This is a genomic window from Pseudomonas sp. CC6-YY-74 (genome assembly GCF_002025205.1).
GTDB lineage: Bacteria > Pseudomonadota > Gammaproteobacteria > Pseudomonadales > Pseudomonadaceae > Aquipseudomonas > Aquipseudomonas paeninsulae.
Window position 1 is genome coordinate 7,501 of the sequence record NZ_CP019947.1, and the last position, 12,851, is coordinate 20,351.

7 protein-coding genes and 2 rRNA genes (1 of these 9 running past the window's edge) are annotated in these 12,851 nt (G+C 58.8%); 6 read left to right on the top strand and 3 right to left on the bottom strand.

Features of this window, described 5'->3' with window-relative positions:
• The 5 genes from B2D37_RS00045 to B2D37_RS00065 form a co-directional block, all read left to right on the top strand.
• Nucleotides 1–2,890, top strand: a 23S ribosomal RNA gene (locus B2D37_RS00045); it begins 1 nt to the left of the window's first position.
• Nucleotides 2,891–3,042: 152 nt separating this feature from the next.
• A 5S ribosomal RNA gene (gene rrf / locus B2D37_RS00050) occupies nt 3,043–3,158 on the top strand.
• Nucleotides 3,159–3,315: 157 nt separating this feature from the next.
• Nucleotides 3,316–3,975: a paraquat-inducible protein A gene (locus B2D37_RS00055; RefSeq protein ID WP_079200814.1), complete on the top strand. Its 660-nt coding sequence runs from the start codon at nt 3,316–3,318 to the stop codon at nt 3,973–3,975.
• Complete coding sequence (locus B2D37_RS00060) at nt 3,962–4,585, top strand: paraquat-inducible protein A (RefSeq protein WP_079200815.1); 624 nt, start codon at nt 3,962–3,964, stop codon at nt 4,583–4,585. Before B2D37_RS00055 ends, B2D37_RS00060 begins: the two co-directional genes overlap by 14 nt.
• Nucleotides 4,578–6,881, top strand: a complete 2,304-nt coding sequence (locus B2D37_RS00065; RefSeq protein ID WP_079200816.1) for a PqiB family protein — start codon at nt 4,578–4,580, stop codon at nt 6,879–6,881. The genes B2D37_RS00060 and B2D37_RS00065 overlap by 8 nt, the downstream gene beginning before the upstream one ends.
• A gap of 57 nt (nt 6,882–6,938) precedes the next feature.
• On the opposite strand, the gene mksF is transcribed toward B2D37_RS00065, so the two are convergent.
• From mksF to mksB, 3 genes are all read right to left on the bottom strand, one after another.
• Nucleotides 6,939–9,770 carry an Mks condensin complex protein MksF gene (gene mksF / locus B2D37_RS00070; RefSeq protein ID WP_079200817.1) on the bottom strand — a complete coding sequence of 944 codons (2,832 nt, stop codon included), beginning with the start codon at nt 9,768–9,770 and terminating at the stop codon, nt 6,939–6,941.
• Entirely contained in the window at nt 9,767–10,462 is a 696-nt protein-coding gene (mksE, locus tag B2D37_RS00075; RefSeq protein WP_079200818.1) for an Mks condensin complex protein MksE, read from the bottom strand. The genes mksF and mksE overlap by 4 nt, the downstream gene beginning before the upstream one ends.
• A 104-nt stretch (nt 10,463–10,566) precedes the next feature.
• The gene (gene mksB / locus B2D37_RS00080; protein WP_079200819.1) at nt 10,567–11,808 is read right to left on the bottom strand and encodes an Mks condensin complex protein MksB; all 1,242 of its coding nucleotides are present in this window, start codon (nt 11,806–11,808) and stop codon (nt 10,567–10,569) included.
• 236 nt (nt 11,809–12,044) lie between these two features.
• Between mksB and B2D37_RS00085 the strand changes: the two genes are divergently transcribed.
• A complete protein-coding gene (locus tag B2D37_RS00085; RefSeq protein ID WP_079204845.1) occupies nt 12,045–12,653 on the top strand; it encodes a hypothetical protein in 609 nt (202 codons plus the stop codon).
• Nucleotides 12,654–12,851 lie beyond the last annotated feature (198 nt).

The following is a 12,851-nucleotide window of genomic DNA, read 5'->3' on the forward strand; positions in this document are numbered from 1 at the left end:
GTCAAGTGAAGAAGCGCATACGGTGGATGCCTTGGCAGTCAGAGGCGATGAAAGACGTGGTAGCCTGCGAAAAGCTTCGGGGAGGTGGCAAACAACCTTTGATCCGGAGATGTCTGAATGGGGGAACCCAGCCATCATAAGATGGTTATCACACACTGAATACATAGGTGTGTGAGGCGAACCAGGGGAACTGAAACATCTAAGTACCCTGAGGAATAGAAATCAACCGAGATTCCCTTAGTAGTGGCGAGCGAACGGGGACTAGCCCTTAAGTGGCTTTGAGATTAGCGGAACGTTCTGGAAAGTACGGCCATAGTGGGTGATAGCCCTGTACGCGAAAATCTCTTAGTCATGAAATCGAGTAGGACGGAGCACGAGAAACTTTGTCTGAATATGGGGGGACCATCCTCCAAGGCTAAATACTACTGACTGACCGATAGTGAACTAGTACCGTGAGGGAAAGGCGAAAAGAACCCCGGAGAGGGGAGTGAAATAGATCCTGAAACCGTATGCGTACAAGCAGTGGGAGCCTACTTTGTTGGGTGACTGCGTACCTTTTGTATAATGGGTCAGCGACTTATTTTCAGTGGCAAGCTTAACCGAATAGGGGAGGCGTAGCGAAAGCGAGTCTTAATAGGGCGTCTAGTCGCTGGGAATAGACCCGAAACCGGGCGATCTATCCATGGGCAGGTTGAAGGTTGGGTAACACTAACTGGAGGACCGAACCGACTACCGTTGAAAAGTTAGCGGATGACCTGTGGATCGGAGTGAAAGGCTAATCAAGCTCGGAGATAGCTGGTTCTCCTCGAAAGCTATTTAGGTAGCGCCTCGTGTATCACTGTTGGGGGTAGAGCACTGTTTCGGCTAGGGGATCATCCCGATTTACCAACCCGATGCAAACTCCGAATACCAACAAGTGTCAGCACGGGAGACACACGGCGGGTGCTAACGTCCGTCGTGAAAAGGGAAACAACCCAGACCGTCAGCTAAGGTCCCAAAGTTATGGTTAAGTGGGAAACGATGTGGGAAGGCTTAGACAGCTAGGAGGTTGGCTTAGAAGCAGCCACCCTTTAAAGAAAGCGTAATAGCTCACTAGTCGAGTCGGCCTGCGCGGAAGATTTAACGGGGCTCAAACCATACACCGAAGCTACGGGTTCATCTTAGGATGAGCGGTAGAGGAGCGTTCTGTAAGCCTGTGAAGGTGAGTTGAGAAGCTTGCTGGAGGTATCAGAAGTGCGAATGCTGACATGAGTAACGATAATGGGTGTGAAAAACACCCACGCCGAAAGACCAAGGTTTCCTGCGCAACGTTAATCGACGCAGGGTTAGTCGGCCCCTAAGGCGAGGCAGAAATGCGTAGTCGATGGAAAACGGGTTAATATTCCCGTACTTCTAGTTACTGCGATGGAGGGACGGAGAAGGCTAGGCCAGCACGGCGTTGGTTGTCCGTGTTTAAGGTGGTAGGCTGATTTCTTAGGTAAATCCGGGAGATCAAGGCCGAGAACTGATGACGAGTTGTCTTTTAGACGACGAAGTGGTTGATGCCATGCTTCCAGGAAAAGCTTCTAAGCTTCAGGTAACTAGGAACCGTACCCCAAACCGACACAGGTGGTTAGGTAGAGAATACCAAGGCGCTTGAGAGAACTCGGGTGAAGGAACTAGGCAAAATGGCACCGTAACTTCGGGAGAAGGTGCGCCGGTGAGGGTGAAGCATTTACTGCGTAAGCCCACGCCGGTCGAAGATACCAGGCCGCTGCGACTGTTTATTAAAAACACAGCACTCTGCAAACACGAAAGTGGACGTATAGGGTGTGACGCCTGCCCGGTGCCGGAAGGTTAATTGATGGGGTTAGCTAACGCGAAGCTCTTGATCGAAGCCCCGGTAAACGGCGGCCGTAACTATAACGGTCCTAAGGTAGCGAAATTCCTTGTCGGGTAAGTTCCGACCTGCACGAATGGCGTAACGATGGCGGCGCTGTCTCCACCCGAGACTCAGTGAAATTGAAATCGCTGTGAAGATGCAGTGTATCCGCGGCTAGACGGAAAGACCCCGTGAACCTTTACTATAGCTTTGCACTGGACTTTGAGCTTGCTTGTGTAGGATAGGTGGGAGGCTTTGAAGCGTGGACGCTAGTTCGCGTGGAGCCAACCTTGAAATACCACCCTGGCAACCTTGAGGTTCTAACTCTGGTCCGTTATCCGGATCGAGGACAGTGTATGGTGGGTAGTTTGACTGGGGCGGTCTCCTCCTAAAGAGTAACGGAGGAGTACGAAGGTGCGCTCAGACCGGTCGGAAATCGGTCGTAGAGTATAAAGGCAAAAGCGCGCTTGACTGCGAGACAGACACGTCGAGCAGGTACGAAAGTAGGTCTTAGTGATCCGGTGGTTCTGTATGGAAGGGCCATCGCTCAACGGATAAAAGGTACTCCGGGGATAACAGGCTGATACCGCCCAAGAGTTCATATCGACGGCGGTGTTTGGCACCTCGATGTCGGCTCATCACATCCTGGGGCTGAAGCCGGTCCCAAGGGTATGGCTGTTCGCCATTTAAAGTGGTACGCGAGCTGGGTTTAGAACGTCGTGAGACAGTTCGGTCCCTATCTGCCGTGGACGTTTGAGATTTGAGAGGGGCTGCTCCTAGTACGAGAGGACCGGAGTGGACGAACCTCTGGTGTTCCGGTTGTCACGCCAGTGGCATTGCCGGGTAGCTACGTTCGGGAAAGATAACCGCTGAAAGCATCTAAGCGGGAAACTTGCCTCGAGATGAGATCTCACTGGAACCTTGAGTTCCCTAAAGGGCCGTCGAAGACTACGACGTTGATAGGTTGGGTGTGTAAGCGCTGTGAGGCGTTGAGCTAACCAATACTAATTGCCCGTGAGGCTTGACCATATAACACCCAAACAATTTGCTGTTTGTGTGCTAGACGATCGAAGTCGACAACACACCGAAAGTTTGCAAGACCACGCACTACCCTTTATCACATACCCAATTTGGAGCCGCGTCCTTCTTGATAAAAGAAGCACGATGTTCCACCCGAATTGCTTGACGACCATAGAGCATTGGAACCACCTGATCCCATCCCGAACTCAGTAGTGAAACGATGCATCGCCGATGGTAGTGTGGGGTTTCCCCATGTGAGAGTAGGTCATCGTCAAGCTTGTATTCCAAACCCCCCATCCGTGAAAACGGGTGGGGGGTTTGTCTTTGTGGGCAGAAAAGACTAATCATCGGTAAGCCATCGGGCGGTACCGGAGTGAGCGGTTCTGTGCTCCACTCGTCTAGAATAGTTGTTCACTTCGCACGAGCCTTTGCAAATGGCCGACTCGACTGGCACTCATGACGTATCGGCGCTTCCACTGGATGAGTTGGTTGCTTGCCATGAGTGCGACCTCTTGATGCACCGGCCGCAGCTGGCGGATGGTGAACGGGCTGATTGCCCGCGCTGCGGCTACGAGCTTTATTCCCAGCGCAATCACGTGGTAAGACGTAGCCTGGCTCTGGTGCTTGCCGCCCTGTTGCTTTACATCCCTGCTAATTTCCTGCCGATCATGCGGCTTAACTTGCTCGGTCAGACGAGCGAGGACACGCTATGGAGTGCTGTGGTCAGCCTGTATCAAAGCGACATGCAGAGCGTAGCCATAGTGGTCTTTCTCTGCAGCATGGCGGTGCCGTTGCTCAAGCTGCTTTGCCAGTTGCTGGTGTTGCTGAGCATTGCCTGGAACATTGGCCGTGGTTATGGCTTGCTGTTCTACCGGATTTATCATCACCTGCGTGATTGGGGCATGCTCGAGGTCTACCTGATGGGCATCCTGGTGGCGATCGTCAAGTTGGCTGATATTGCCGACTTGAGCCTGGGGATCGGTTTGGTGTGTTTCGTGGGCTTGTTATTGGTCCAACTGTGGCTGGAGGTGACTATGGCCCCGCATCAGATTTGGCAGGCGTTATCCGAGGAAGACGCACATGAGAGCAATTGATGCGGGGCTGTTGTTGTGCCACGAATGCCATATGCTGAATAAACAGGAGCCCGCTAGTCGCAAACAGTTCTGTTCGCGCTGCGGGGGCGTTATTCATGACCGTCGTCCGGACAGTCTTGTTCGTACTTGGGCATTGCTGCTGACGGCGGCGCTACTGTACATCCCCGCCAATCTGTTGCCGATAATGACCGTCAATTCGCTGGGCAAGGGGCAGTCCGACACTATCATGTCGGGCATCATCGAACTGGTGCATCTCGGTATGCTGCCGATTGCTGCCGTGGTTTTCATTGCCAGTATTCTAGTGCCGATATTCAAGTTGACGGGCATTGCCTTGCTGCTGTATTCGGTGCAGCGGCATCAGCCGATGTCGGCGCGTCAGCGAATACTCGTGTACCGCTTTATCGAGTGGATTGGTCGCTGGTCGATGTTGGATATTTTTGTCATCGCGATTCTCGTAGCGGTAGTCAAGTTCGGCAGCCTGGCGAGTATCGAGCCAGGTTTCGGTTCGATAGCCTTCGCCAGTGTGGTGATTCTGACGATGCTTGCGGCTTTAACTTTCGATCCCCGTTTGATCTGGGATAACACCGAGTCGGATGACAACCATGACTGATCTACCGACGGCGAAAACCCGTCCTGCTTCCAACTGGTCGGCGATCTGGGTATTGCCATTGATTGCCTTGCTGATTGGTGCCTGGTTGGGTTGGCAGGCCTACAGTCAGGCTGGGATTGAAATCCAAGTGGTTTTCCCGGGAGGGGAGGGTATTCAGTCTGGCAAGACTGAGGTTATCTACAAGGGCATGGCGATCGGCAAGGTCAAGGCCATGGCCCTGGATGACAGCGGTGAAAACCTCGGGGTTGTTGCCACTGTGGAAATGAACAAGAAGGTAGAACCGTATTTGCGCAGCAACACGCGCTTCTGGCTGGTCAAACCTAGCGTGAGTCTGGTTGGTATCACCGGGCTGGAGACCCTGGTGTCGGGTAATTATATTGCGGTCAGCCCTGGCGATGGCGAGCCGGCTCTGGAGTTCGAGGCGTTGGCCGAGCCGCCCCCTTTATCGGACGACAGGCCTGGGTTACATCTGACCCTGAAAGCTGAACGCCTCGGCTCGTTGAATCGCGACAGTCCGGTGTTCTACAAACAGATTCAGGTTGGCCGGGTGAAAAGCTATGCCCTCGCCAAGGATCAGAGCACGGTCGAGGTTAAGCTCTACATAGAGCCGACCTATGCCGCTTTGGTGCGTAAACATACCCGTTTCTGGAATGCCAGCGGCATCAGCATCGACGCCGGTTTGTCGGGTTTCAAGCTGCGCAGCGAGTCGCTGGCCAGCATAGTGGCGGGCGGCATTGCTTTCGCCACGCCCGAGCATCGGAAAGAGAGTCCGGCGACTGACCCGAGCATTCCATTTCGTCTGTATGAAGATTTTGAAGCAGCCCAGGCCGGCATCCGGGTGCAGGTCAAGATGACCGATTTCGAAGGCTTGCAGGCCGGGCGCACGCCGGTTATGTACAACGGCATACAGGCCGGTACCTTGAAGACGCTGAAGGTTAATGATGACCTGACCGGTGCCTTGGCCGAATTGACCCTCGATCCACGCACTGAAGACTATCTGGTTGAAGGTACTGAATTCTGGGTGGTCAAACCGTCTATTTCCCTGGCTGGCATCACTGGTCTGGAAGCACTGGTCAAAGGAAATTACATCGCCGTACGCCCCGGCGAAAAGGGTGCGGCGGCCAAGCGCGATTTCGTCGCGCGACCCAAGGCACCGCCGCTGAATCTGGATGCGCCCGGCCTGCACATGGTGCTGTTCAGCGACAGCCGCGGTTCACTTGAGGTTGGTAGCCCGATCCTCTACAAGCAGGTCCCTGTCGGCTCGGTGCAGAGCGTTCAGCTCGCGCGCGACAATCGACGGGTGGTCTTCGGGTTGCACGTCGAGCCCGAGTACGCGCATCTGGTGAACAGTTCAACGCGCTTCTGGAATGCCAGTGGGATTACCTTGAAAGGCGGTTTGTCCGGGGTTGAGGTCAAGAGTGAATCGCTGCAGACCCTGTTGTCTGGTGGCATCGTGTTTGAAACCCCGGATCTGCGGGCGCCTGCAGTAAGCAAGCGAGTGCCACGCTTCAGCCTCCATGCCAGTCGCGAGGCGGCCATGCAGGATGGGGTGGCCATTACCATCCAAACGGAACGTAGTGATGGCCTGAGCGCAGGTACCGCGATTCGCTACCGAGGTCTGGATGTCGGCAAGGTCGACAGCATAGAGCTCAGCGATGACCTGCAGGCTGTGGTTTTGCGTGCCCGAGTGACTCTGGCGACTGAGCAGATCGCCCGAGTGGGTACGCAGTTCTGGGTGGTCAAGCCTGAGTTTAGCCTCACCCGTGTGACCAACCTGGACACCCTGGTCAGTGGCCAGTACCTGGAAGTGTTGCCGGCGGCCAAGGGCGCGGTCCGGCAGGTCGAATTCATCGCGTTGGCCCGTCCGCCGAATCAGGTGGTGGAGGAACTCGGTCTGCGTCTGGTACTCAGCACTGCCCGGCGCAGCTCGCTGAAAGCCGGGGTACCGGTGAGCTATCGGGAAGTTCCGGTGGGCAAGGTGACCGGTTATGAACTCGGACCGACGGCGGACCGGGTGCTGATTCATATCCTCATCGAACCGCGTTATGCCGATCTGGTGCGCACCGGTAGCCGTTTTTGGAATACCTCGGGCGTTGGTTTCGAGGCGGGCCTGTTCAAGGGCGTGAAGGTGCGTAGCGAATCCCTGGAAACCCTGATCGAGGGCGGCGTGGCGTTCGCGACCCCGGATAGCGAGCCCATGACTCACCAGGCCAGGCCAGGGCAAACCTTTCCTATGTTCGACGAGCCGCAGGAAGAATGGTTGGGCTGGGCACCGAAGATCGCCTTGCCGAAATAGGCAAGTCGCATACAGCCAGGGCCGCATGTGCTGCCCTGGTCGTTTGTGGCTGCTGCTTCAGGCCGGCTCGACAGCCGGGACGGGCTGGACCTGCAAGGTGCTGGTCTCCCGGCGCTGGATGTATTTCCAGTCCGCCTCGTCGATATAGATGCCGTTTGGCCCGCTGCCGCCTTCCAGGTCGATGGCCACGTGGGCCGAGACCTGGGGCTTGACTGAGGCGAGGATCGGTACGAAGCCCAGTTGCAGGCTGGTTTCGATCAGCGCCTGCTGATTTTTCTCGTCGATGTCCGCCGCCTCATCGAGGTAGTAGGGCAGGCGGATGCGTCCAGCCTGATCACGATCCATCAGGTGCAGCAACAAGTACATGTTGGTCAGCGCCTTGATGGTCATGGTCGTGCCGTTGGAGGCCGCGCCGTCGATGTCGGTGTGGATCACCGGTTGGCCATGCACCTTGGTGATCTCGAAGGCCAGCTCGAACAGATCTTTCAAGCCCAGCTGGTTGTGATTGGCCGCGACCAGGCGTGCCAGGTATTCCTTGGCCTCCTCGTTCTTGCTGTCCTGAGCGCTGCTCTGCTGCAGGTCGAACACCGACAGGGTCTCGCCTTGCTCGTACTGGCCGGCGCTGTGGATGATCTGGTCGATGTGCTTGAGCGCGTCCTTGTTCGGCGCCAGGACGATGCGGAAGCTTTCCAGGTTGGAGACCTGGCGCTTGTTGATCTCGCGGTTGAACAGGGCCAGTTGGTGTTCCAGGTTGTCGTAATCGCTGCGGATATTGCGCAGGGTACGGGCGATATCGGTGACGGCGGCGCGGCGGGCCTTGGTCAGGGTCAGGGCTTCGTCCTGGCGATGGGCGTAGGCGTTGACCAGCAGGTGCAGGCGGCGCTCGACGTCGTCCTCGCTGTCGAACTTGGCCACGCCTTTGAGGCGTACCTGGGCATACAGCGCCTCGATCTGCCCGTCGACCCGCTGCAGGCCCTGCCAGGCGTCCTGATAGTCGTTGAGCAGGGGGAGCAGGTTGTCCAGCGAGTCGTCCACCGGATCGGTAAAAGGCGCGCCGAAGGGCAGATCGGCCGGCAGTAGCTGGCGACGGCGCAAGGCGTCTTCCAGGGTGCGCTGCTTGGCTTCCAGGTCGGCCAGCTGCCGGCCGACCAGTTGCAGCTTGGCGGACAGTTGCTGCACCCGTTCGGTGAAGGCGTCGCTGCTGCGCTTGAGTTCGTCCTGCGCCGCTTCCAGTTGCGCCAGTTGTTCCAGCTTGCGGTCTTCTTCCACTGCCAGGGTCTGGCTGCGGCGGAAGTCTTCCAGGGCTTTCTGCGCATCCAGCACAGCTTTGTACAGAAGCTCGGCCTGGGCCTTGCTCGCGGCGCGGTCGGCCGCGACTGCTTGTTGGGTCTTGAGCTGCTTGTACTCGCGGTCAAGGCGGTCTTTCTGATCACGCAGGGCGGCGCGGTCGGCCAGCGCTTGCAGCGCCGGTGGCTCGATATGACTGAGGTCGATGGACAGGCCGGGTACTTCGAAGCGCTCGCCCTTAAAGCTCTCCAGCACGGCTTCCAGAGATTTCACCCAGGTATCGCCGTGGTCCAGTTGAATGCCTGTTTCGCCTAAAGGCAGGCTGAACAGTTGGCCGTTGAACAGGCGCATCAGGCGGTCGACATCGGCCTGGGAGAATTCTTCACGCAGGCGCGAGTAGCTGTTGTTGTCGGCGTGATCGAGTTGCAGCTTGACCGACTTGAGGCGCTTTTCCAGATCGCGCAGGCGCTCCTCGAGGTCTTCACTGGAGAATTGCCGTGATTGCGCCAGAGCGCCGGCCAGTTCGTCGTGGGCGTCCTTGGCGGCGAGCAGCTGCGCCTCCAGCACGTGCGCGTCGCTGACCAGGGCGAAACGGTTTTTCAGTACGGACAGCTCGCCAAGCCAGCGCTGGATCTCGCTGATTTCACGTTCCATGCGCATCAGCTCGGCGGTGTCGCCACGTTGTTGCTGTTGCAGGCCATCCTGCTCGCCCTGGTAGTGCTCGGCCTGGATCACCAGTTCCTCACGGCGCGCGCCGGCGTAGTCCTGCCAGGTGCCAAGCAGGGAATCGAGCAGCGGTGAGAGGCGATGCAGCTTGCCGCGCAGTTGTGCGCGCTGGGTGACGCCAGCGGCCAGGGCGTCGATCAAGGGGCCGGCGCTGACCAGCGCCTGGTAGTCCTGCTCCATGCGCCGCACATCGCGGAAGGCTTCTTCGGTGGCGGCGATATAGTCGACGCTCCCGGAGCGCAGGCTGTGCTCGAAGGCATCGAGGAACAGCTGCTTGAGCTTTGCCGCGGTGATTTCGCGCATATGCAACAGGTTGATAAACAGGGCGCGGAAGGTCTTCAGGCTCTGCTCACTGGTGGAGCGCAGCGGGATCAGGGTCAGGTCCAGCGGGATCGAGGTGTGGCCGCCGACCAGCAGGCGGCGCAGCTCGTCCGGCTTGAGTTCATAGGCCTTGATGCCGTCGCGCTCCAGGGCATTGAACAGCTCGCGCTGGCGCAGGCAGGTGCCATTGGTCTGGTAGTGAGCCAGGTTCAGCTCGCCCTGGTAGGCGAAGAACTGGTGGCCGAAACCGCCCCCCGGCCCGCGCCCGGCCACACCGATGACATGGGGGCCGTGGGGCAGAGTGACTTCCACCAGGATGTAGCTGGTGTCGGTGGCGAAGTAGAACTTGCGCGATTGCTCCAGGCTGTACTTGCCGAAGCTCATGTCCGACATGCGTGCCAGAATTGGGAACTGCAGAGCGTTGATCGAGGCGGACTTGCCCAGGTTGTTGGCGCCGTACACCGACAGCGGGTTCTCCAGCGGAAACAGGCCGAGGCTGTAGCCGGCGGTGTTCAGCAGGGCAAAGCGGCGGATGCCGTAGCGTTCCTGGCTCATGCATCTATCTCCTGTACGGCGCGTTCGGCGGCCATGGCGCGGGCCAGGGCATCCTCTTCGCTGAGGTCCGGCTCACCTTCGGCGAGAATGATGATTGCATCCTCTGGCTCATCGTCCAGTAGCACTGGCGTCGGCAGTGGCTGCGCGCTATGCAGGGTGGCGGCCAGGTCGCGATCCTGCTGCACACTCAGGCAGACATCGAGGAAGCGGTGCATCGGTGCGAGGAAGCGGTAGACGCCATTTTCTTCGCCGCTAAAGCCCAGCTGGTTCAGGCGGCGCATGATCTTTTCTTCCAACTCCTCGATGGTGGTGACTTCGGCCTGGAGGAACAGATCACGGTATTTTTCCAGCAGCGGCGGCAGTTCATCGCGGCCGAGGCTGCCACCGTCGAGTACGGCCAACGGGTCGCGGCCCTGATCGGCTAAATGTTCAACCAGGATGAAGGTGAACAGCGCCAGGCGCTGGGCGGTCTTGTTGACCTGGGCGCCCATCTGCTCGGGGACGAAATAGTAGAAGCCACGGCTGTCGCAGATCAGCTCATAACCGAGCGCCTTGAACAGCGCGCGGTACTGGTCCTGCAAGTTGGACAGCTGGGCGTACAGCTCCGGGTCGCGGCGGCTGACGTGATAGCCCTTGAATAGCTCGCGGAAGATCGGTGCCAGTTGGGTCAGTTCTTTCAGGTCGATATTCATGCGGTCACTCGCACAGGCTTGTAATGTTGATGGCCGCCCGTTGGAAATCCGCGAAGCGTTTTCCAGCGGAAAGTTGATGGCGCAGGATGGTGGGCAAGCAGGGGTTAACCATGGGCGCTGGCCATCAGGGCATAGGAACTCAGGCTGAGCTGGTGTTCGGCGGTCAAATAGTCACGGCGCTGCAGGCGCTCGCGCTGGAAACGGGCATCGCGGGACAGGCGCGAGAACCAATACAGCAGCTCGTCTGTGGCGCCTTCGGGCTCCTGCTGCAGCAGCCAACCCATCAAGTCCGGTAACGGCAGGGCTCGTTCGCAGCGTTCGAGCATCTCCCGCGCGGTACGTGGCGCGCGGGGCACTTCGCCCTTGCGCGTGGTACTGGCCTTGGGGAACTGCGCCGGTTTTGGTTCGAAGCGCGCCAGCGCATAGACATAGGCCTCGACCTGCGACGCCGTACCGAGAAAGGTGCTCTGCGGACGACTGAACAGCGGCAGCGAGGCCTGCGGCACTGCGTCCAAGCCTTTACGCCGAATAGCCGCCAGGGCCAGGGCTGCACCGCGGGTCACGGCATTGTGCCGGCGGGCTTCCTCGCGCAGCGGCAGGAGCAGCTCGCGGGCGCGGCGCAGGGTCAGCTGGGCGGTGGTCTGCATCTCCAGGATGCGTGCGTGGGTGCGCAGCAGCAGGTCGTCATCGACCAGCCGGCCGAGGCGCTGCTGTTCGCTGAGCAGGCGCAGCAGTACATGTTCGACGCGATAGACGCCCTGCTCGAAGGCGCCGTCGGCGGCGACCAGCTGGATCATCGGTTCGACATATTCGTCCCAGGTCGCCAGCACTTCGGCGTAACGCTGACGCAGGGGGATCTGCCGGTCGCTGGTTTTGGCCCGTTCGGCCACGGCGACCAGCGCCTGTTCGTCGTTGGCCAGCTTCTTCAGCACATCACGCACGCGCATATCCAGCAGGCGCAACTGCCGCGCCAGGTCGGCCGCGTCACGCACCTCGAAGGCATCCTTGATATAGCCGGCCAGGCGCTCCAGGTGGCGCAAGTAGGCCTCGATCTCCAGGCACAGGCCCAGGCGGTGTTCGCGGCGCAGGTAGGCAAGGAAGTCGTGGATCTGCGCGTTGAGCTCGAAGCGGTTGGGGCTCTTGGCTACCGGCACCAGGATATCCAGGCGGATCCACTGGTCGAGCAGGGCGGTAATGTCCACCGGCGTGCTGTCCGGCAACTGCGCCGTGAGTTGCTTGCGCAGCTCGACCAGGCTCAGGGTGCCGCTATCGAACCGCTCGCAGAGCGGTTCGAGCAACGTCCAGTGTTCGGCAAGGGCACGCAATACGCGCTTGGGATCGATCATCGAAAGCCGGTCGCTCAATCTGGGAAAAACGCCGATTGTACTGCATCGGCCGACAATCGATTGAGCCCGAACCGATCGGAGGCGCTTTGCGCGTGCGGGTGACGCAGTGCGGCAGTTTGCGACCGCCGCAACCGTTGTCCGGTGATCTTGACGCGCTGGGAGCCCTATTCAAGTGGTTGAATTTGCTGGCATGTTTTCTGCGATCACAGATCAAACACCAGGCCGGGATCGAGCCTATGCCGTTCACCTCCGCTGCCTATATCGCTGCCTGTTGGTGCGAATTGCAGGATCAGGGCGATCTGGCCTGGGACCTCGACGCCATTACCGACCGCCGCGAGGCGATTGCCTTCCTGCAGCGCTTCGAGAACCGCCGGTGTGTCTATTCGGCTTATGCGGCAAAGCTCTACAGCAACTACAGCTTCGTGGTGCCGCCGAGCGAGCATGGCTATATCACCATCCTCCCGGACGAGCGCTGCTGGAACGAAACCTTCCATGACATCCCGGCCCATGCGGTAGAACCCACCGGTATCCATATTCTGCCGGGCGAAACCCTGGGCTATCCAGGTCTCTACTTGAAAATCCCCAGCCACAATCGCCTGGTGGCCTCCACGGAGTTGCCGTTTCAGGATGGGCTCAGGTTGCTGATTCAGCGCTATCGGGCCAGGGGCGAGTGGTTCCTGCCGGTGTTGATCAAGGAGGAGCTGCGCGGCTTCGAGACGCGCATGCCGTCGCTGCACCTGCACCGCATCAACCTCGTCCAGTTGGCGCACTGCTCGGCGTCGAGCATCAACGCGATCAAGGGTGCCATTGCCCGCCACCTGCTCGGGTTGTTTCGCCAGACCTGAGCCGCCTGACGCCACAATTGCCAGCAATTGGACAGGCTCAGTGGCACATTGCAGTCACCCATTGGTCATCCATGCGGTTCATCCTGTCTGGCGCCTGCACATTGCGCCACGGGCGCTCCAGCTGGGCTGCGGCTGACCGGCCTTGCGATAAAGCGTCGCCAACGGTCGGTTGACCGACGAAATATGCCCATGGCTCTT